18 protein-coding genes are annotated in these 21,714 nt (G+C 38.0%); 15 read left to right on the top strand and 3 right to left on the bottom strand.

Annotated elements, in window-relative coordinates; all coding sequences use genetic code 11:
* From ACL9RF_RS13940 to ACL9RF_RS13950, 3 genes are all read right to left on the bottom strand, one after another.
* Positions 1-211: 5'-nucleotidase (locus ACL9RF_RS13940; RefSeq protein ID WP_422801244.1), on the bottom strand; the 211-nt coding region annotated here is incomplete at its 3' end.
* 240 nt (positions 212-451) lie between these two features.
* Positions 452-811: a hypothetical protein gene (locus ACL9RF_RS13945; RefSeq protein WP_422801245.1), complete on the bottom strand. Its 360-nt coding sequence runs from the start codon at positions 809-811 to the stop codon at positions 452-454.
* A gap of 33 nt (positions 812-844) precedes the next feature.
* Entirely contained in the window at positions 845-1,111 is a 267-nt protein-coding gene (locus tag ACL9RF_RS13950; protein WP_422801246.1) for a hypothetical protein, read from the bottom strand.
* A 269-nt stretch (positions 1,112-1,380) separates the two neighbouring features.
* Between ACL9RF_RS13950 and ACL9RF_RS13955 the strand changes: the two genes are divergently transcribed.
* From ACL9RF_RS13955 to ACL9RF_RS14025, 15 genes are all read left to right on the top strand, one after another.
* Entirely contained in the window at positions 1,381-1,668 is a 288-nt protein-coding gene (locus tag ACL9RF_RS13955; RefSeq protein WP_422801247.1) for a phage integrase N-terminal SAM-like domain-containing protein, read from the top strand.
* 824 nt (positions 1,669-2,492) lie between these two features.
* The gene (locus ACL9RF_RS13960; protein ID WP_422801248.1) at positions 2,493-7,340 is read left to right on the top strand and encodes a RecQ family ATP-dependent DNA helicase; all 4,848 of its coding nucleotides are present in this window, start codon (positions 2,493-2,495) and stop codon (positions 7,338-7,340) included.
* 854 nt (positions 7,341-8,194) lie between these two features.
* A complete protein-coding gene (locus ACL9RF_RS13965; protein WP_422801249.1) occupies positions 8,195-10,468 on the top strand; it encodes a restriction endonuclease subunit M in 2,274 nt (757 codons plus the stop codon).
* On the top strand, positions 10,468-11,823 hold the full coding sequence (locus tag ACL9RF_RS13970) for a restriction endonuclease subunit S (RefSeq protein WP_422801250.1): 1,356 nt from the start codon (positions 10,468-10,470) through the stop codon (positions 11,821-11,823). Before ACL9RF_RS13965 ends, ACL9RF_RS13970 begins: the two co-directional genes overlap by 1 nt.
* A 464-nt stretch (positions 11,824-12,287) precedes the next feature.
* Positions 12,288-12,488, top strand: coding sequence for a hypothetical protein (locus ACL9RF_RS13975; RefSeq protein WP_422801251.1), 201 nt, complete (start codon positions 12,288-12,290; stop codon positions 12,486-12,488).
* A 29-nt stretch (positions 12,489-12,517) separates the two neighbouring features.
* Positions 12,518-14,062, top strand: a complete 1,545-nt coding sequence (locus ACL9RF_RS13980) for a fimbrillin family protein (RefSeq protein WP_422801252.1) — start codon at positions 12,518-12,520, stop codon at positions 14,060-14,062.
* Positions 14,063-14,820: 758 nt separating this feature from the next.
* Positions 14,821-15,135, top strand: a complete 315-nt coding sequence (locus tag ACL9RF_RS13985; protein WP_422801431.1) for a lysostaphin resistance A-like protein — start codon at positions 14,821-14,823, stop codon at positions 15,133-15,135.
* A gap of 309 nt (positions 15,136-15,444) precedes the next feature.
* Entirely contained in the window at positions 15,445-16,605 is a 1,161-nt protein-coding gene (locus ACL9RF_RS13990; protein ID WP_422801253.1) for a glycosyltransferase family 87 protein, read from the top strand.
* 14 nt (positions 16,606-16,619) lie between these two features.
* On the top strand, positions 16,620-17,333 hold the full coding sequence (locus ACL9RF_RS13995; RefSeq protein ID WP_422801254.1) for a glycosyltransferase family 2 protein: 714 nt from the start codon (positions 16,620-16,622) through the stop codon (positions 17,331-17,333).
* A complete protein-coding gene (locus tag ACL9RF_RS14000; protein ID WP_422801255.1) occupies positions 17,330-18,109 on the top strand; it encodes a polysaccharide deacetylase family protein in 780 nt (259 codons plus the stop codon). The genes ACL9RF_RS13995 and ACL9RF_RS14000 overlap by 4 nt, the downstream gene beginning before the upstream one ends.
* Complete coding sequence (locus ACL9RF_RS14005) at positions 18,102-18,542, top strand: GtrA family protein (RefSeq protein WP_422801256.1); 441 nt, start codon at positions 18,102-18,104, stop codon at positions 18,540-18,542. The genes ACL9RF_RS14000 and ACL9RF_RS14005 overlap by 8 nt, the downstream gene beginning before the upstream one ends.
* A gap of 36 nt (positions 18,543-18,578) precedes the next feature.
* Positions 18,579-18,995, top strand: coding sequence for a hypothetical protein (locus ACL9RF_RS14010; RefSeq protein WP_422801257.1), 417 nt, complete (start codon positions 18,579-18,581; stop codon positions 18,993-18,995).
* Positions 18,996-19,102: 107 nt separating this feature from the next.
* Entirely contained in the window at positions 19,103-19,768 is a 666-nt protein-coding gene (locus ACL9RF_RS14015) for an SCO family protein (protein WP_422801258.1), read from the top strand.
* 24 nt (positions 19,769-19,792) lie between these two features.
* Positions 19,793-20,635, top strand: coding sequence for a FixH family protein (locus ACL9RF_RS14020; protein WP_422801259.1), 843 nt, complete (start codon positions 19,793-19,795; stop codon positions 20,633-20,635).
* Between the two features lie 120 nt (positions 20,636-20,755).
* Entirely contained in the window at positions 20,756-21,469 is a 714-nt protein-coding gene (locus ACL9RF_RS14025) for a superoxide dismutase (protein ID WP_422801260.1), read from the top strand.
* Positions 21,470-21,714 lie beyond the last annotated feature (245 nt).

Consider the following 21,714-nt stretch of genomic DNA (forward strand, 5'->3'; position numbering starts at 1 on the left):
TTTTAGGATCTACGTAATCGTTAAGTTTTAATAATGCCTGAATTAAGGGAAATGCAGTTCCTTTTTCTAATAACTCATTTTCGTGTTCTAATTGATATTTTCGAAATCCTTCGATATTTTCTTTTTCAAAAATTTCGTTTTCTTTTTCCAGATTAAATAACGCTCTTGAAGAAACACCTACAACAAGTATTTCGGAAAAATCTAATGCCATAATTTTTAATTTGTGATGTTGGTTGGGTGCAATGACGCATAACGGGCCAAGTATTGGCGATAGTGGCGGATTAGAAAGACTAAACTTTCAATTTTGCACTAAGCAAAGCAAAAGCTTTTTTTATTTACTAAAATAAGAAAAAAGGAAATATAAAAAGCTGTTGCGGATAAAAATGCACAAACTTTCTATATTTCCCTTAACCCGCCATTTCGCCAATACGATGTTAGTGGTAGTTTTATTTCATTTTATATTTCTACGAAAATAAGTCGAAAACAACTCAAGTGGCTTATCTTTAATGATTTCATTCACAAAACTTAATCCATCATTAGTAAGCGTGTTAATTTTAGTAAACGGTCCCCATTCTTCTGGCTTCATGAATTTTCCTTTCACGATATATGTATTCTCATAACCAACTTTTTTTTGAAAAAAGGCGGAATCCATTTTCACATTACGAGTGGTATCGTCATAATGCGTCAACATAGCACCAACGAATTCAGAGTCTGAGTATCCACTTATATAGACAATCGGATGATGCCCTTTTCGTAATTCTCGGTGTCTCGCTCTTAAAATGTCGCCTGGTTTGAAATTATTAGAATTCATCTTTATTTTTCCGCTTATTGGGTTATTATTGATTTAATTGATTTTCCGACCGTAAACAGTAATCTTGATGTTAGGAATTACTTCAATAGCAATCCCCTTCCCCAAACTAAAACTAAAGCTTGCTTTCTTTACAATTTTTCCATTCGCATCATAAAATGTTCCTGATGAAGAATATGCAATCTTACCATTGTCATGACAAGCTGTTCCAGATGATGAATAAGCAATTTTCCCGTTGTCGTGATAGGCAGTTCCTGAGTCACTCCATTTTATTTTACCATTGTTATGATATGTTGTAGCCATAGTTATCTTATTATTTGTTTTATATAAATTAATTAATACTGTCCGCAAAAATTACCACTAACATTGTTTTTTCACGAAACCAAACATGGTGTAGCTTCGTAAAACAACACCTATATGCACATTTCGTTAAATTTGCTATCAATATAATTAGTTTTTTGTAAATTAGACACTTAGTAAGTTGTTTTTTGTGGATAGCGAAATAAAATAAGTTGAATTAATTTTATTTAAGTATGGATAGCGAAACAATACTAAAAACCTTACATAACTGATTGCAACTGCAACGATATGCCAATAATACCATTAAGTCATATTGTGGTTATGCCCAATTATTTTTAGAGCATATAAATAAATATCATATACTCCATGAAATACCTCTTGCAGAGATTGAGGCTTTTATTAATGAAAAAGTACTTCAAGACAACATTAGCGCATCTTATCAACGCTCTTTAGTAGGAGCAATCAAGAAAGTTTATGAGTTAGTTAATAATCAACAGATAGAGTTAAACTATTTATATCCTAAACGAAAATCAACTCCAAGTCCTTTAGATTTTTTGTAAAATAAAACACCCAACTTTAGATTTTGGGTGTAAAACTGGGCGCCTATGCTTTAACCGACTGCTATCAGTGTTTATTGCAAGTGTCGAGGAATTCAAACCCTTAAAATTAATCCAAACAGAGTTTCTACAAAAATAAATATTAACAAAAATCACTATATTTATCCAATAGCAATTGCAGCTAAAACGTACATCAAAGCAGTGCGTTATTCGATGATTTTGGAAAAACAAAACTTATAACCAACTGATAAAGAGACTAAAAAAACCAAAGGAGATATTCCCCTACGGGCTACAAAAAAAACAACTCCAATGCGTTGCTTTTTGCTTTATAGTGCCTTTTACGCTGAAATCAGGGACAGTTAACCCAACTCACTAAATAACAATTCAAGACTCAGATAGAGCGATGGCATCAGCTTTTAAATTATCTGCTCATCGTCGGATTGATTTCCATACTGAAGGAGTTTTAAACCAGATCTCTCCGTTCATTTTGAATAAGCACAAAAGATAAAAAACCATTTGAAGATATCGGGATACTTTATACAGCCGAGAGGGATGTAAATACTTTTTTATCCACAGCAGAAAACAGCAAATTACAGGAAATAACAATATCAAGGTAATCAGGCGAATACCTCGAGAATAATAAATTAACCAATCTAATTAAAATTCTGTAATTTAAGATTTTGGCGTTAGCAGTTTATAACAACTTAATTTAAAGATATTTTAAATTAAGAATTAAATGCTAAATTAGCATGCTATCCTACTCACTATTAAATATTTTTAAATTTATAAGAAGATAGACAGGCCAAACCGCAATTTTATTGAGTTTAATGCTAATTGATGAACAAAATATTACCAGTTTAATTTCATTTATTGACACCGAAATTGAACCAAACACAGGTAGAATACTTGATATAGGTGCAATTAAACAAAACGGCGGTCAATTCCATAAAGGATCTTTAGGCGATCTTGTCCAGTTCCTCAAAGGCGATTATTATGTGTGCGGGCATAACATATTAAATCACGATATAAAATATATAGGTAAGGCAATTTACGATGCTGGTATTAACCCATCAAACATAATTGATACCCTTTACTTATCTCCCCTACTATTTCCGACAAAACCTTACCATGCCTTATTGAAGGACGACAAACTTCAAACGGAAGACACAAACAACCCGTTAAACGATTCCATTAAGGCACGGGATTTATTCCATAGTGAGGTTACCGCTTTTTGGCAAATTGATGAAATACTTAAAGAAATCTTCTACCTTCTCTTAAATTTTACAAAGGAATTTGCTACATTCTTTAAGTTTATAAACTACAGAAGTATTAATACTGATACAGAAGCCCTGGTTAGATTAAAGTTCCGTAACGAAATTTGTGAGGGTGCAAATTTAACCAAAATAATAGCTGAACATCCTATTGAACTGGCGTATTGCCTGGCATTGATCAATTCATTTATAACCCATAAAACGGTTCACTCCATTACACCTCCCTGGGTTCTTAAAAACTATCCCGAGGTGGAACGTATCATGCGATTGTTACGGAGTAAACCCTGCATAACCGGTTGTCATTACTGTAATAACACCCTTGATATTTACAAAGGATTAAAAAAATTCTTTGGTTTCGATTCATACCGGACTTATGGTAACGAACCGCTTCAGGAAAAAGCCGTTAAGGCAGCCGTTAATAACAAGTCTTTACTGGCTGTTTTCCCAACAGGTGGAGGAAAATCAATTACATTTCAGGTTCCGGCGCTTATGAGTGCCGAAAATTCAAAAGGATTGACTATCGTAATTTCTCCACTTCAATCGTTAATGAAAGACCAGGTGGACAACCTCGAAAAGAATGGCATAACCGAAGCCGTTACCATCAACGGACTTTTAGACCCTATTGAAAGAGCCAAATCATTTGAAAGGATTGAAGATGGTTCTGCTTCTATTTTGTACATTTCTCCTGAATCACTACGGTCAAGAACGATTGAAAAGCTGATTTTAGGCCGGAAAGTTGCGCGTTTTGTGATTGATGAAGCGCACTGTTTTTCATCATGGGGACAGGACTTCAGGGTCGACTATCTCTATATTGGCGATTTTATAAAACTGATTCAGGAAAAGAAAAACCTTGAGGACGGTATCCCGGTGTCGTGCTTTACTGCAACGGCCAAACAGAAGGTAATTGAGGACATACGCAATTATTTTAACGAAAAGTTATCGCTCAATCTTGAAGTTTTCACCTCAAAAGCGTCAAGAACTAATCTTCAATACAAGGTATTTGAAAAGCAAAATGAAGAAGAAAAATATTTAGCCGTCCGGGATTTAATTGAAGAGAAAAACTGCCCTACTATTATTTATGTATCCCGAACCCGAAAAGCTTATCTGCTTGCTGAAAGATTAGCTAATGACGGCTTTAGCGTAAAACCCTATCACGGGAAAATGGATAAACAGGAAAAGACCGAAAACCAGGACACCTTTTTAAATGGTGAAACGCAAATTATGGTGGCGACTTCGGCCTTTGGTATGGGGGTAGACAAGAAAGATGTGGGCTTGGTCATTCATTACGAAATCTCAGATTCACTTGAAAACTACGTGCAGGAGGCAGGGCGTGCAGGCAGGGATGAAAATATTTCTGCTGATTGCTTTGTACTGTTTAATGAAGAAGATCTCAGTAAACACTTTATCTTGCTTAACCAGACTAAACTTTCGATAAAAGAAATCCAACAGGTATGGAAAGCTATAAAAGATATTACAAGATTCCGCGCTAAAGTATCTAATTCAGCATTGGAAATTGCCCGCAAAGCTGGTTGGGATGATAATGTGGTAGAAATAGAAACACGCGTTACTACTGCAATTGCTGCTCTTGAAGATGCCGGATATCTTAAACGTGGACAGAACATGCCGAGGGTATTTGCTAACAGTATTTTATCTAAAAATGCTCAGGAAGCGATTGATAAAATAAACACTTCCGAAAAATTTGAAGAAAAGCAAAAGGAGCAAGGCGTACGTATCATAAAGAAACTCTTTTCAACTAAAAGCCGCAAGCAGACCAATGACGAAACTGCCGAATCAAGGGTAGATTATATTAGTGATCACCTGGGTATTGTAAAAGAAGAGGTCATTAATGTGATAAACTTGCTGCGTGAGGAGAAGATTCTGGCAGACGCAAAGGATCTGACTGCATTTATAAAGAAAGTAGACCATAAAAATCGATCTCTTTCTATTGTAGAGACGTACAGTAAAATTGAGAATTTTTTACTTCCGGTTTTTAATGAAGAAGAAAGGATTTTTCATTTGAAAGAATTGAACGAGGAGGCTGAAAAAAATGGCTGTGATGGTGTGAATACCAATAAACTGAAAACAGTAATTAACTTTTGGTCTATTAAAAGCTGGATTAAGAGGAAAAACGTAGAACATTCTAAAAATCATATTGCTATACTCTGTCTTCAAAATAAAGAGCAATTAAAAGAGAAACTTGAAAAACGGCATGAACTTGCAAAATTTATCGTTCAATTTTTTTATGATAAAACCAGTATTGAAGCCACAAAAAATCAGCAAGATAAAGATGAGATTTTGGTGGAGTTTTCAGTACATGAGCTAAAAGCCGCTTATGATAATAGCTTCAGTCTTTTTAAAAAAGAAATAACTATTGATGATATTGAAGATACGCTGTTCTATCTTTCACGAATTGAGGCCATAAAGATAGAAGGCGGTTTTCTTGTCGTGTATAATCGCTTAACCATTGAGCGAACCGAACAAAATAATAAAAAGCAGTACACGAAAGATGATTATCAGAAGCTCAGCCAGTTTTACGAAAGTAAAATCCAGCAAATTCATATTGTGGGTGAATATGCGCAAAGAATGATTACCGATTACCGGAATGCACTTCAATTTGTGGAGGATTATTTCCAACTCAATTATAGTTCTTTCTTAAACAAGTATTTTAAAGGAAGCAGGCAAAATGAGATTAGGCGGAATATTACTCCTGCAAAATTTAGACAGCTATTCGGTGAGCTCTCTCCTACACAGCTAAAAATTATTAATGATAACGAAACACAGCATATTGTTGTTGCTGCAGGTCCGGGTAGTGGAAAAACTAAGGTATTGGTGCATAAACTGGCTTCGTTGCTGTTGATGGAAGATGTTAAACATGAACAGCTATTGATGCTGACATTTTCAAGGGCTGCTGCTACCGAATTTAAAAAGCGTTTAATAAAGCTGATTGGCAATGCCGCGAACTTTATTGAGATTAAAACGTTCCATTCGTATTGTTTTGATCTTTTGGGTAAGGTAGGCACCTTAGAAAAATCGACGGATATTTTGAAAACTACCGTCGAAAGAATTAAAAATGGCGATGTTGAGGCCAGCAAAATTACAAAGACCGTCTTAGTTATTGACGAAGCTCAGGATATGAATGCAGATGAGTTTGCTCTTATTAACGCATTAAGGGAGCAGAATGAAGATATGAGAATTATTGCTGTGGGAGATGATGACCAAAATATTTATGAATTTAGGGGCGCGAGTTCTAAATATCTTGAGCAGTTTATTTACGATAACAAGGCTGTAAAACACGAATTGGTTGTAAATTACCGTAGTAAAAGTAATTTGGTTGCATTCTCAAATCAATTTGTCCGACAAATTCCTCACAGGTTAAAAGAAACACCAATTATTGCTAATCAAACTGATAATGGAAAAATCAAGATTGTTAGATATCAAAGTAATAATCTGATTACACCGCTTGTAACTGATGTAACAAACACAGATCTTTTCGGAACTACGTGTGTACTCACTAAAACAAACGAGGAGGCTATCAAAGTTGCCGGCCTGCTTTTAAAGAATGGTATTAATGCAAAACTGATACAATCTAATGACGGTTTTAGTTTGTATAATCTTGTTGAAGTCCGGTTTCTACTGGATAAAGTAAATTTAGGGACTGATATTTACACCATCAGTGATGAGGTTTGGGACAATGCCAAAAGAGAACTAATCCGTGCTTACCGTAACAGTAATAAATTAGAGATATGCCTGAACATTATCAAAGATTTTGAAACCACGAATCCTTACAAAAAGTATAAATCTGATTTAGAAGTTTTGATCCGGGAATCTAAACTAGAGGATTTTTATAATGAAAATGGCGAAACAATTTTTGTGTCAACTATTCATAAAGCTAAGGGTAAAGAGTTTGATAATGTGTTCCTTTTACTTGAAAATTTTAATATAACATCAGATGAAGCTAAGCGTCAATTATATGTAGCAATGACAAGGGCAAAACAGAATCTAAATGTACACCTCAATGCAAGCTATCTCGACTATTTAGCAGCGGAAAATCTTAAACAAATCGACAATTTTGAAACTTACGCCACACCGGATAAAATTGCTGTACATACAACACTGAAGGATATCTGGTTAGACTATTTCATCAAAAAACAGTACCTCATCTCACAGTTGGTAAGTGGCGATAAGTTATTGGTGAAAGGAGATGAATGCTTAAATTCAAATGGACAATCTGTGTTGAAATTTTCAAAGCTACTCATTAAGAAAATTGAGGAAATGGAGTCAAAGCACTATACATTGAAAAGTGTAAATGTGAATTTCATTTTGTACTGGCTTAAGGAAGGAACTTCGCAGGAAATCAAAATAATCTTACCTGAGCTTTACTTTGAAAGTATGGAGTATAAGTAAATTAATAGCGTCCAGGATGAATAATACGCACTATTCCTATTAAAAGATTTAGTTTAACTATTCAAACTAATCAAATTAAAAGCGACGACCCTCAGAAATATCTAATGTTTTTTCCAAATCCTCCAAAAAGTGTTTTGAGACTTGTTCGGGTTGGGCTACAAAAAAAAACTCCAATGAATTTATATTTGCTTTGTTGTGGTTTCTACGCTCAAATAAGGGACAGTTAACCCAACACACTAAATAACAATTCAAGACTTAGCTAGAGCGATCGCAGCAGCTTTTAAATTATCTGCCCATAGTCGGATGTATTTCCATACTGATGGAGTTTTAAACCTCATGTCTCCGTACATATAACAAATAGAACAAAGGATTTTTTAACAGGTTTTTACTCTAATTTCGGCGTAGAACTGCTATCCACCGTCGACTGCCTTCGAGAAAATGAAAACCACGATACGCCGGCACCCGCAAATGCCGACTTCCCAATCTTACAAACGCTATAACCTACAAAAGGCTGAGAGTACTTAAATCCAGCCAACAACCTCAGATCAGCTTCTCCAAGTTTTATCCTCCCTTAGCGCCTGTCTGGCTTCAAGATTTCTATTATTCAAAAAAAATAATATATTTACCTAATATATAGCCGCTTAAGCCCTAGCCTACACCTAGACCTACAGCAATTTTAGCAGACCAACAAAATACTACCCACTTCGTGTAACGTTTCATCTACAAAACAATAAAACCATGGTTTTGCAGGGGTAGATAAACGGGGTTGTGCTATCCGTGGAGACGTTAGCATCTTTTTACAACACAATAAAATATTAATCTTAGCAATTCTATTAACCTAAAATAAATGAACAATGATGCAAATAGAGATAAAAGGGAATAAAATCAAAGCTCCACTAAAAGGCAACGACGTTTGGATAGCTAGAAGTCCGGAGGAGGAAATACGTCAAAATTATATATGCAGACTGGTCAATACGTATGGCTTTACAATTCAGCAAATGACGCAAGATTACGACTACTCGACTTTAACGGACAAAAAGATAAATTTTGATATCCTCGTATGGAAAAATGAAACTAGCCGAATGGATAATGAAAAACCTTTAATATGTATTGAATGTAAATCCGATAGCATCATCATTATACCAGAGGATTATTTCATAGGAATTGATATTTCCAAACAAATTGGAGCGGAGTTTTTTGTGGCTACAAACTCAAAGCAAACTAAAATATATGCTAAAGTTTTCAAAATATCGGAAAAAGGACAGCCCAATGAATTAATAAATATACCGACGAATGAACAAGCGCAGGACGCCAACAGTGTTGCCGTTTTACTGGGGCAAACAAATGAATTTGCTCGCGAGGATTTTAGTAGGACGCTTACCAAATGCCATAATATAATTAGGAACAATGATAAACTATCTCCAGAAGCTGCATTTGATGAAATAAGCAAAATTTTATTTGTTAAAACCTTGTATGAAAGGTCTAATATGGATGGCAATATTTTTAGCGAAAAGATCTATTTAGATTTAAAACAAAATTTTGTAACACTGCCTTTGCATAAGAATTTGCCTTTTTACCAGGAGCTTTTCGAAAAAGTAAAAAGGGAATGGGTAGACGATGACTTATTTGAGAAAAATGAATTAATACGTGTTAGAGAGAATAGCTTTGAAGCTATCGTAAAGGAATTGGAAATGTATAATCTTGCCACTACTTCGGATGATGTTAAGGGTATTGCCTTTGAGAAGTTTTTAGGGAAGACATTTCGTGGGGAATTAGGTCAATTTTTTACGCCTAGATCCATGGTCGATTTTATGGTGGAAGTGCTTGACCCACATGAGGGGGAAACGATTTGCGATCCTTGCTGTGGTTCAGGGGGCTTTTTAATTAAGGCTTTTGAATATGTCAGAGCAAAAATAGAAAACGACATTCACCTAACCAAAGCGGAAATAAAAGCAACCTATTACAATGCCAGGTATGCCGAGCTTTCAGAAAAAAGAAAAGCAGAGATTGATAAAAAAGTTACTAATTTCTTTACGAAGCTTAATACGGAGCTGGATATCAATAACCCCAAAAGTAGAATCCGAGCACTGAGCTTTGACTGTATTTTTGGTACGGATGCCAACCCGAGGATGAGCCGCACGGCAAAAATGAATATGATAATGCACGGGGATGGACATGGCGGTGTACACCATAACGATGGTTTGCTGAATGTAAATGGAATTTTTGAAAATCGATTCGATATCATTCTTACAAACCCTCCTTTTGGAAGTCGTGTCGAGAGATCGCTTAAGATTACCGAAGCGGATAAGTATAAGGACTTGGATCGAATAGCAAAATACCGGGAACGTTACGGTAAGGACTATGATAATGCCTTAAAACAAATCAATGATCATATTGGTAGACCGTTACTGGACTTATATGAAACTGGAAGTATGAGCACCCTAACGGAGGTTTTATTTATTGAGCGTTGTTTGAACTTGCTAAAACCTGGAGGAAGGATGGGGATTGTGCTGCCGGAGGGTGTTTTAAATAATATTAACTTGCAAAGAATCAGAGATTATGTTGAAAGTCGGGCTAAAATTTTACTGATTGTCTCTATTCCGAAGGATGTTTTTATGGCAAGTGGGGCAACGGTGAAACCTAATTTGCTGTTTTTTAAAAAATTTACCGTTGAGGAGTCTTTAGCGTATGAAAAAATAAAGGTAAGGCTGCACCAGGATGTTAACAGGAAGTATGCATCGGACTTACAGCCTATTCTTGATTCCTTGAAATGGAAAGGTAGGGAGGCTATGGATCGTAAGGAAAAAACTAAACTTCGTGCTCAGCTAAAACAGATTGAGGCTAGCATTGCTGCTGAGGTAAAAGCGGGCGTAAAAAAAGAATTTAATTACCAGGTTCCTATTGCTAAAATTGTTAAAGCGGGTATTAGTACAACGGGGGCAAAAATTGAAAATGAATTGCAACCGCTAGCCTTGGAATTTAAGGATTATAACGACCACAATCAGGTATGGAGAAAATCAGATAGATGTATTCAATATCAAATTAGGGCTGATGAGGTATATCGATTAGCGATGCAGAATGGAGTCCTTTCAGACCCAGAGATTTTTTATTCTAAGTCATCGTTATAATGCAGACACTAGCAAAAAAATATTTAACCTTTATCGATGCGTCCAAATTAGCACGTTGGAGTGTGCAAGGTTTATGCGATACGGTGGTCAGCTACTCGCATAGGCTCTCGTTGTGCCGAATCGGAGATTTTTTAATACGCAATAAATGTATGATCACGCTTGATAAGGCTACACTGTATAAACGGGTTACTGTTAGAATCAACAACAATGGGGTGTCTTTACGTGATACCCAAATGGGGATGAACATAGGCACAAAAAAGCAATATCTGGCAAAAACAGGGCAGTTTATTGTTTCTAAAATTGATGCACGTAAGGGTGCTTTTGGCATAATTCCAGAAGAGCTTAATCATGCCATTGTGACGAATGATTTCCCATTGTTTGATGTGGACACCTCCCTAATAAACCCTCGGTTCTTGCTCTTAATAACGACTACAGAACCGTTTATTGGCTTTGTGCAGAGCTGTAGCCGCGGAACAACAAATAGACAACGCATGGACATGGATTTGTTCTTAGCGCAAAAAATTCCCTTACCTTCAATTACGCAACAAGAAATAATTGTATCAAATTATTACAGTAAAATCGAAAAAGCACAATCCTTGAGCCTGCAAGCGGTAGTTTTAGAAAGAGATGTCCAGGAGTTTATACCTGCAATTTTAAGCTGTCGTTCTAACGACTTAACCGCTTATACGAGCACTGGATTATTAAAATTTGTCGATTTTAGTAGCCTTGATGTGTGGGGCGTTGAAAAAAATAGCAGTGCTAGGGTTGTGCTAAACACCGCGTATAAAACACTCCCCATACGTGATTTATGTGATGTGGGTAGTGGTGGAACGCCAAGTAGAAATAAAAAAGAGTTTTATAATGGACGTATTCCTTGGATAAAAACTGCAGAGGTGTTGAATGCTGTAATCTACGACACAGCAGAAAAAATAACGCCTGAGGCGATTGATAATAGTACGGCGAAAATTTTCCCTAAAGGGAGTTTAATTATTGCCATGTATGGCCAAGGCTTGACGAGAGGAAGGACTGCAAAATTAGGAATAGATGCTTCAACAAATCAAGCTTGTGCGGTGCTGTATAATATTAAAACGGATTTAATTTTAACCGATTTTCTTTGGATTTATTTAATAGGCGAATATCATAGACTTCGTGCATTGGCGAGTGGGAATAACCAGCCTAATCTTAATGCCCATATGATAAAAGAATACCGGGTTGTTATTCCTCCCTTTGCTTTGCAGAAGCAAATAATAGAAAACTATAAAAACTTGAAAGAAGAAATTAATCAATTGTTAATCCATGCTGAACAGCTGCGGGCTCAGGCTGTGGATGAGTTTGAAAAGAACATATTTCGATAAACAGCACCGTTGCCTAAGGGCATATTCATACCTTTCGGGATTATTGGATTCTGGCACACGCATAGCCCTTAGCGCTTTAGCTGGTACTTTGAATCCAACAATCCTTACTCCCGCAAAAGATATGCTGTAATTTTATCTTCCGGCACTCTTGCCTCCGCAATAGACTCCTTTTTAACGACTTACAACTTGGCGCCTCCCGCATGGCTTCTTATTTATTGAAAGTGCTAAAGCTGTTCTGCTGCTGCCTTCTTTACCCCTAACATGTTAATGCTAATTGCTATTAGAACCCTAACATAAACATGTTGTTCGGCAGCTAAAACCATTGTATTCACTAGAAAATGATTTTTATTTACAGAATAATCAGAAAAGATTACCCGGAAAGTGCGCGTCACTATTCTTTAACAACAAACTGATTAGCAGCAAACTAGCCGCCTGAAGATTAGGCCTTTTAAAATTACCATAAAATGAAAACAAAAATTTCAAGCTCAAAGAATTGCAGCGGACAACGCCTGTATGTTAAACCCCTTATTTCGGTGCAGGTGGTAGAACTTGAGCAAAGCATAGTAGCAGGGTCTCTGGTACAGTCTATAGACTCGGACGTTAAACATCATTGGGAAGAGGTGGAAGAGCAAACCCATGATGTACGGAATAATTACTGGAACTAAACCTGTTGTATCATCGCATCTATATCAGCATGAAAAATTCAAATTATAAAATCTTATATCTATTATTTTTGACACTCTCGGTCTGCTTGTCTTCGTGTCAGAAAGATAATGACCCGGCAAAACAGGGTAAAGGAAAGACTGTAGTAACGGCTAAAATGAACGGTATAGCCACAGGAAGTTCTACGAATACCTTGGCTCCTGGCTCGCCACAAACAAAAAACTCCGCATTGGCCATACAAAAGGTTACCGTACCTTTTGGTAAGGACTTACGTATTACGGCGACTTTAAGTGAGCGTACTGCGCTCTTGGAAGATGCAGTAGGTGGATCGGCTAAAAAAGCGCAAACAAAAGCCGTTACACCGGGTGTAATTAGCACATTTTATGGCAATTATACTATTTATGTCTATAAACAGGGGGATAGTAATTTATTAGCAACTATACCTTGTGTATTTGGTCAAAACAACAGCTTTGAACTTGACCCTGGCGCTTATAAATTTGTTATTTCTGCTTTTGGTAATCCCGCTGGTACAGGGCCTGATAGGGATCCTTTAGCCCAAGAGATTCATAAAACCATTACCGCAACCGATAATGTTTTAGATATTGTGCTTAAGCATTTGCTGACCGAAATAACGGTTGAATTTAATGCCGGCAATGGACGTACTATTTCTGCTATCGGTGGCGGCACTATTGAACCGAGTTATAATAACTATACGTTTAATGAGGCGACTGGCGTGGTGGCTTTCGCTGGCGTGCCAACAGCGAGAGCGCTGAACTTCTCGGCTATGCAACCGGGCCAAATTTGGCAGAGTGATCCGGTCATAATTGCGGTACCTCAAACCATTAATAATGGCAAGATTAAATTAGACCCTGTCACAATTAATGGTATTACCGGAAACGTGGAGTTGGAGGGCTTGACGTTAAGACAGGGTGTTCAATATCATTTGACCTTGAACCTCGGCGATAGGGAGGGCATTCCGTATGACGGGGAAACATGGTCGATTGGTAACTTAACGTATAATCCAGGGACGCAGCAGTATGGCTTCAGCGGAATCAACGGCATTGGAAACTATTGGTTCGCAGGACGTACGCTGCCAAAAGTTGTGAATGGCAATAATTATGGTGCAAACCATCTAAATGGTGATGTAGGTGACCCTTGTCGACTCGTAAAGCCGCTTAACACTTGGAGGCTGCCGACGGAGGCGGAAGTGAAAAGGTTGATCAGCAGTACAGAGGCTAGACCGCCAAAAAGATATACGGATTATTACGATGGAACTTCTGCCAGCCCTACTGGTGTGTTCTTCGGCACTCCTACAACATTCAATGGTCCGAATCATCCTGGAGCTACCAGGGATAATTATGTCTTTATCGTACTGGCAGGCTATTATTCGAATGACGATTCGAGTGTTACTGGCACAAAAGATAGGGAGGCTTCTTATATGGTAACGGGAAGTACAGAAAACATTTATAAAGAATGGTTCTTTACCGGTACTCGACGAGAAATTGCGTATTCAATTCCAGAGCCACGTTTTCCTAATGTCGGACGGGCTATGCAGATTCGTTGTATAAAAAGGTAAAGAGAAATATAGAATCAATCAAATCATACCTATGATGAAACCTGAATAAGGTTCTTTTAAGAAGAGGGCGTTCAAAAGACGCCTTCTTTTGTCTTTGGCATAAATCTGTGTTTAATAACTTTTCCTTTCGAATATTAAAAACCGACAGGCCTAACAGCTTTCTACTTACTGCAGCAATAGAAAGGTAAAATGCCTTTACACCGTTGTTTCTCCCTGGGTAGAAGTGCCTCCCTACCACTGCACTTCTCATCTAGGCACTTTTCCTTGGATTCTTTGGTGGAAAGATTATACCTATGCTATTCCCAATACTTTTTTTATAGATTGAACAGCAATAGTTTCGTCGTAGAAGTCTAAGCGTATGTTTATAGATATAGTATGTAATCATAGACTAGGCTACGTACCGAAAATACATAACATAAAACATACAAGATAAAATTAAAAAACTCTATGGGCATCATTCCCCAAAAAAGAGTAGCATCATTATATAACTACAGCGTACCAGATTATGAATTTTATGGAAGAAAAGCCTATGGTAAAATTATACATCACCTCAACTTTAAACCTATAAACTAAAAGTTTCTTTATATATGGAAAAGTATATTATAAGGATTAACATACTGAAAGTTCTAAATACTATACCGCTATATGCGTTGATATTTTCAACAGCCCTCCTTTGTTTTTTTACAAATCTGCTTTATGCTTACTTTTATCCCCCCTATTGCAATCTACATACTTTTCTTACCTTAAAAGAGCAATTTATGTTGCTTGTCGTGCTATCGCCACTGGCAGAAACAATTTGTTGCCAAGATATTGTTTATAGAATAACAAAAAACCGATGTCCAAAAAAATATAGTGTACTACTATCGGCACTACTTTTTGGATTTCTACATCTAGGAAGCTACATAAACGGATACGTTCCTGCATTTTTAACCGGTGCATTTTTAATGACCTTATATATTATTGCTTTTAAACGAACGAAGAAACTGTCCATTTTATCTGTTTACTCAGCGCATGCATTACATAATCTAACGAGCCTTATTTTCTACTACTTATGTCCGAATTTTTCACCCTAACATACTGCTGTACATACCTTGTAAACAGCAAAACACGAGAATAGACGGCTTTTAAGGGCTGCAAATTTTCCATATTCCAATGAGGTGTGTAGCCCTACGATGATTTAGCGATTAATTACGTAGACCAGCCTCTAAACTAAGCTTCGCCATTGCATGTAAAATAGTTTTTATTATGTTCCAATATGTATTGCAATTCCTTTTAGTACCTTTGCCGCGATTGGATTTTATATTGTTCGGATCCAAAAAATTAAAAAACCTTAAAAATCTGACAAGTAAAGATTTAACTAAAAAAATATTACATCTAACGCTATGAAGATCCGCGCATTTGCACCGCTACGCTATAACCCAAAGTACCTGTATTATTTTGGTTTATTGGTTACTTTAGTATTGACGTTCTTAGAGTTCTCGAAAGGCCGCCATCAAAATTTTATCGTCTTTGCCGATTCCTCGCGTGATTTTTGGAAGGGTATAAGCCCGTATACCGATGAGTGGGTTACGGCACATGGACGCTTCTTTTTATATACCCCCATATTTTCGGTGTTGTTTAGCCCCTTCGCTTTTCTTCCGGCATGGTTGGGGCCCTTTGCCTGGAATATCTTTAACTACAGTTTATTTTTCCTGGCCATTTTTAAACTCCCGCCAAACTTTAGTGATCGGCAGAAGTGCAATATGTTTTTGTTTACGCTCTTAATATTAGGCCAAAGTTTACTGTCTTTTCAATACAACGTTACCGTGGCTTATATTTTTTTATTTGCATATAGCCTGATGGAACGGAAGCAATTTTTTTGGGCCATAGTATTGATTATGATTTCGGGAACGACTAAGGTATATGGTATTTTTCAATTGGGCTTACTGCTGTGCTACCCGCAGTTGTGGAGAAATATGGGTTATGTGCTCCTTACTGGTGCGCTCTTATTTTTGCTGCCTTTATTAAAACTAACCACCACCGAGTTTCTGCCCTATTATGGCGAGTGGTTGTATAGCCTTTCTAGCCACCATAGCACACAGGTTTTCGACTCTATTTATTATATCACGCCCCTATCGGAGTTTCTATTACCGCACTACCGCACCATACAGCTTGGTGCTTTAGGCATCTTAGCCATATTACTGATCGTAAACCGCAAAAAATATAATAACATGGCCTTCCGTGCGCAGGCACTGGCGGTACTTATGGGCTGGACAATTTTATTTAGCGATGCTGCCGAGCGCCATACGTATGTTATTGCCTTGGCTGGCTACATGTTGTGGTATTGGAGTCGGTCGACTCCCCTGCTTATCGACAAAATTCTCTTTTGGGCAGCATTCTTTTTCCTTTGTATCGTTCCAATTGATATTTTTGTGCCCAAGCCTGTTATGAACATAATATGTTATACGTTATGGCTGAATGTGTGGACTTTTCTAATTATCTGGCTCAGAATGGTTTGGACAACCTTCTTGTCGCCTACTGAAAATCGTCCTCTATTATATTAATTACTATTACACGCATGCAACAATACTACGACATGGATATTGTACTTCCATGTTATAATCCGCAAGCGGATTTTATAGCGGTACTGGACCGTAGGTTTTCTGATTTAAAGGCCGCCTACCCAGACAAAAAATTAAGACTTATTGTTTCCAACGATGGCTCGACGTGCAATTTTGACCCTCAAGTGCAGAAAAAGCTGCAACAAACAATTCCGGGAACACTTATTGTAGACAATAAGAAAAATGGCGGCAAGGGGGTAGCCGTACGTGCTGGTATTGCCGCATCGACTGCGCCTTATACCCTCTATACGGATATAGATATGCCTTACTCCTTGGAATCTATGTGTCAGGTTATCGATAAAACTTTTGCAGATACGGATATTGTTATTGCCGTGCGCAACAGCAGTTATTACTCTAAACTAAAGCCTTTACGCAAATTAATGTCGCATGGTTCACAGCTGATGAACCGTTTATTTTTAGGGATAAAATTTACCGATACACAGGGCGGATTGAAGGGGCTTTCGCCCAAGGCCCGAAAAATAATGCTACAGACACGTATTAAAGATTTTTTATTTGACACCGAATTTATCGTATTGGCAGCGCGTCAAAAAGATATCCATATTGTCAATATTGAAACGAACCTTCGCGAAGAGGTCGTAATGTCTAAAATGTCGTTGGCCGTACTAGTTCGTGAGTCATTAAACTTTTTTAAAATAGCAACCCGAAGATGATCGTAAACCTTACTTTTGACGTTGAAGAGTTTGATTTCCCTACCGAGCGTGGGCTAGAAATAGCATTCGAAAAGCAGCTTTCCGTTTCTACGGAAGGATTGGAGGGGCTATTAAGGATGTTGGAAAAACATCAGGCTAAGGCGACCTTTTATGTTACGGCAAACTATGCACAGCATAAGGTCAGCATCGTCAGACGTATTTTAAGTTTAGGCCATGAAATTGCTTCGCACGATTTCTATCATGCTCCTGGCAGCAAATTGATGCCGGCGAAATCAAAAATAGCCTTGGAAGCGATTACCGGAACACCGGTTATCGGCTATCGGTCGCCACGTTTGGCAAAAATTTCTGCCGATGAGCTTGCTGCTGCCGGATATTTGTATAACTCGTCGATGAACCCAACCTGTGTGCCTTTTCGGTATAATAACCTGCTAAAACCACGCAGCATATTTAAAGAGGGCAGCATCTTGCAGTACCCGACCTCCGTATCCTGGCCTTTGCGCATACCCTTATTCTGGATTTCTTTTCATGTCATGGGCTTTCACTTCTACAAAAAGCTGGCTTATACGGCACTGAAAAAAGATGGGCACCTCAACTTGTATTTCCATCCATGGGAATTTTCAGACAGGCTTGCGGATAGCGAGTTTGGGGTGCCTGGTTTTATTGCCAACTGCTCGGGAACGACGTTGTTAAACAAACTGGAACGTCTGATTGTTGACTTAAAAAACAGAGGATGCGACTTTCAAACGACTAAAAAATACCTTGGATTTGATGTATAAACTAAAACAGCTGTTCGCGAAGATCTTCAGCTATTCTATTGTCCGTTTTATATGTGTCGGTGGTATAGCGACAGTAATAAACTATGTCATATACCTCACACTGGTGAGCGCAACGTTTAACCCGAATATTGCCTACCTCCTGGCCTTTTCGGTAAGTATTGTATGTAATTATTTTTTATCGTCGTATTTTACCTTTCAGGTTAAACCGTCGGTAAAAAGAGCGCTGCAATTTTTAGCGGGACACTTGATAAACCTCTGTAACGAACTTATCTTGCTGAATATATTTTTACATGTTGGCGTTAACAAGTTTTTTGCGCCTATATTTGTGGTTCTAATCGCCTTTCCACTTAATTTTATTATTGTTCGTTATGCCTTAAAAGGAAATCCTGTGGAAACGGTGTTACGATGGTTCAAAAGCTTGAAAAGCGGTTAATAAGATTGGAAAATGTAGGTTTACCGATGTTATATTTTGACATTCCCCGCAAAATGGGTTACCTTTGGACAGGAAATGAAAGGGTTTATCGTAACTATACTCGCGTTATGTTTACTGGCACAAAGCTTCGGTATTGCTTGGGTTGTGGCGGGTTTTTACCATAATCAGGATTACTATTCTCACAACGAGTGTATTTTAAAATATGAAATCGTAAATACCTGTAAGGGGACTTGTATTTTAATAAAGAAAATCCATATACAGCAAGAGCAAGAGCAGAAAAACCCGGACCTTAAATTAAAAGAAACGTTGGTATTGTCGTTACCGGTAGAACATCCGCGGTGGGATTACAGCCTGCCACAGCTGGAAAACCGCCTGCCACAGCCGTCGGCAAAATATATTAACCATTATGCTTTTGCACACTCGGCGCGCATATTCCATCCTCCAGTAGTTTAGTACGTTTACATGCATATCGCTGCTTTTGCAGCCTTTCGTATTGCACCATCTTTCATCAGGAATAGGGCAATATTTGCTAGTACATTACATATTAAACTTCAACATTTATGTTTACCAACATACGAAAAATTGCACTGCAATGTTTAGTTGCGGGCTTTATGCTATCGGCTATGGTAGCCTGCAACAGTAGTACCTCCTCAAAAAATGAACTCCCGATATTGGGAGAGCGAGAAACACAAACGATAATTAGGGATGGTAAAGAATACCAAGATACCATTTACCATGTTATTCCAAAATTCCGTTTTGTGGATCAAGACAGTAACTGGATCAGCAACCAGGAAGTCGACAACAAAATTTATTTGGCAGACTTCTTTTTTACAAGATGCCCTACGATTTGCCCTCTATTATCCAAAAATGTATTGGCCATAGCACAGCACTTTAAAGATGAGCCCAATTTTATTATTCTATCCCACAGCATAGACCCCAAATACGATACCCCACAGGTGTTAAAAGATTATGCGGAAAAGCTTGGCGCACCTCAGAATTGGCGCTTTTTAAATGGCCCGCAGGAGGAGATTTACCCTATTGCCGGCAAGGATGGTTATTTTTCTTTTGCTACCGAAAACCCGGATTTACCCGGCGGTTTCGACCATAGTGGTGCCTTAACCTTGGTCGACAGACAGGGGCATGTTCGCGCGGTGTACGATGGCACAGATGTCGAATCGGTGGATAAGGCTATACAGGATATTAACAAGCTTTTACAGCAGAAATAAATACGCTTAATAAAAAATAAAATCATGAAAATAAATGTAGTACCTCAACTTCTGGCTGCAGCATTACTTATGCTGGCTGCAGCTTGTGGAACGCCAACATCGCCAACATCATCAACGTCTTCAGCTGGCCATACTACGGCAGAGGCTATGGACTTTGCAGATTATACGAAGATTCAGGATACGGTCTTTCAAGATAAAAATATCAGCCTTTGGGCCAAGGATAGTTTGACCAGTAAATTTGAAAGCATTTTTATTCGCTTAACCGATAAAGAGGGTAACCCTGCAGCACTTACCTCCTTGAATTACGATGTTAAAATGGATATGGGAATGATGGCGCATGGAGCCCCTTTCTATCCCCTAAAATCTTTAGGCAATGGCATTTATCAAGCGGATATTGTTTTTATAATGCCTAATATCCGTGATATGGGAAAGGGCTGGTTGTTACAACTGGCAAACAGCGGGCTTAAGGACAGTAACGATACGCTATCGATAGCCTTGCCTGTGAAAGAGGCTTCTGTAGATCGTACCCTCGCGACAAATACACAGGCTGATGGACGTGTTTTTGTAAGCTGCCTACTGCCCGATCAGGCCAGTGTAGGTGAGCAGCCTATTCATTTTGTATTGCATAAAATCGAAAAGGATGCTTTCCCAATTGTGGATGGCTATAGCATAGAAGTGGAGCCTTTCATGCCGGATATGGGCCATGGATCTGACAAGAATATAGCAGCCAAAAGTACTGGTGATGGCCATTATGAGGGCAGGGTAAACTTTAGTATGAAGGGGCACTGGGATATAAAAGTGCGCTTGTTAAAAGATGGTAAGCCTGCTAGCGAGGAGCTGTTGACCTTCCCTGTTCAGGTAAAATAAAGACCTATAGCTCGAAAACATCATAATTTCACAGGTCGCTAATGATAATTTTTTGATAATCTTGCCTTTCTAAACAAGATTGTAATTAAATTAGCGTTACATTAATAAAAAAAACTTACTATGGCAGATAGAAGACAATTCTTAAAGAATAGCCTTGGGTTAGCGGCAGGTGTGGCCTTGGCAAATTCGAGCAGTGCTTTCGAACATATTAACTTGGGTAAAAATGCGGCTTTACGTTTTGAGGTAGAGCCTCTCCCGTATGCATATGATGCCTTGGTCGATGTGATCGATGCTAAAACCATGCAGATTCACCACGACTTGCACTACGGTGCCTATGTAAAAAATGCTAACGAGGCTTTGGAGCAGGAAAAGGTGCAGGTAAAAAATGTAAACGAGCTTTTTGCACAAATCGATAAATATTCGGCTAAGCTTCGTAATAATGCCGGCGGTGCATACAACCATGCATTATTCTGGAAGGTAATGCGCAAGCCACAGGCAAACAACGCTCCGACAGGGGCTTTAGCTAAGGCTATAGACCGCGACTTTGGGGGCTTTGAGCAGTTTAAAGAGCAGTTTGCAAAAGCCGCAGCTTCGCAGTTTGGATCGGGCTGGGCTTGGTTAATTGTACAGAATGGTAAGCTTAAAATTACTGCTACCGCCAATCAGGATAACCCTTTAATGGGCAACCAAGTTGAAAAAGGAAAACCTATTTTAGGTCTTGATGTTTGGGAGCATGCTTACTACTTACAATACCAAAATAAACGACCAGATTACATTAAAAACTGGTGGTCGGTTGTAAATTGGGATGTCGTAGCTAAAAGCCTTAACGCTTAATCGCTAATCGCCTATTCGCCTAAGTAAAGGCTTTTATATTGTACCGGATATATGGAAAACAAGTTTTCCATATATCCGTTTTTTATAGCGCCCAGCCTCCATTGTCTCCTCGATCATTTGAATCTAACCTACAATGGCCTCAGCCGCTCCAAGTAATTTCCAAAAAAACAAATTAAAATATCCTTTCTTTAGGAAAAACAAATGCAGTGTAGTATATTTGAAGTCGTCAGATGATATGATGAATT

Source organism: Sphingobacterium sp. Mn56C (assembly GCF_049319645.1).
Lineage (GTDB): Bacteria > Bacteroidota > Bacteroidia > Sphingobacteriales > Sphingobacteriaceae > Sphingobacterium.

What these genes read in the sequence shown, in the direction of transcription:
- ACL9RF_RS13945 (WP_422801245.1), bottom strand. Translation starts at nt 811, where the DNA reads ATGAATTCTAATAATTTCAAACCAGGCGACATTTTAAGAGCGAGACAC.
- ACL9RF_RS13950 (WP_422801246.1), bottom strand. Translation starts at nt 1,111, where the DNA reads ATGGCTACAACATATCATAACAATGGTAAAATAAAATGGAGTGACTCA.
- ACL9RF_RS13960 (WP_422801248.1), top strand. Translation starts at nt 2,493, where the DNA reads ATGCTAATTGATGAACAAAATATTACCAGTTTAATTTCATTTATTGAC.
- ACL9RF_RS13965 (WP_422801249.1), top strand. Translation starts at nt 8,195, where the DNA reads ATGATGCAAATAGAGATAAAAGGGAATAAAATCAAAGCTCCACTAAAA.
- ACL9RF_RS13970 (WP_422801250.1), top strand. Translation starts at nt 10,468, where the DNA reads ATGCAGACACTAGCAAAAAAATATTTAACCTTTATCGATGCGTCCAAA.
- ACL9RF_RS13975 (WP_422801251.1), top strand. Translation starts at nt 12,288, where the DNA reads ATGAAAACAAAAATTTCAAGCTCAAAGAATTGCAGCGGACAACGCCTG.
- ACL9RF_RS13980 (WP_422801252.1), top strand. Translation starts at nt 12,518, where the DNA reads ATGAAAAATTCAAATTATAAAATCTTATATCTATTATTTTTGACACTC.
- ACL9RF_RS13985 (WP_422801431.1), top strand. Translation starts at nt 14,821, where the DNA reads ATGTTGCTTGTCGTGCTATCGCCACTGGCAGAAACAATTTGTTGCCAA.
- ACL9RF_RS13990 (WP_422801253.1), top strand. Translation starts at nt 15,445, where the DNA reads ATGAAGATCCGCGCATTTGCACCGCTACGCTATAACCCAAAGTACCTG.
- ACL9RF_RS13995 (WP_422801254.1), top strand. Translation starts at nt 16,620, where the DNA reads ATGCAACAATACTACGACATGGATATTGTACTTCCATGTTATAATCCG.
- ACL9RF_RS14000 (WP_422801255.1), top strand. Translation starts at nt 17,330, where the DNA reads ATGATCGTAAACCTTACTTTTGACGTTGAAGAGTTTGATTTCCCTACC.
- ACL9RF_RS14005 (WP_422801256.1), top strand. Translation starts at nt 18,102, where the DNA reads ATGTATAAACTAAAACAGCTGTTCGCGAAGATCTTCAGCTATTCTATT.
- ACL9RF_RS14015 (WP_422801258.1), top strand. Translation starts at nt 19,103, where the DNA reads ATGTTTACCAACATACGAAAAATTGCACTGCAATGTTTAGTTGCGGGC.
- ACL9RF_RS14020 (WP_422801259.1), top strand. Translation starts at nt 19,793, where the DNA reads ATGAAAATAAATGTAGTACCTCAACTTCTGGCTGCAGCATTACTTATG.
- ACL9RF_RS14025 (WP_422801260.1), top strand. Translation starts at nt 20,756, where the DNA reads ATGGCAGATAGAAGACAATTCTTAAAGAATAGCCTTGGGTTAGCGGCA.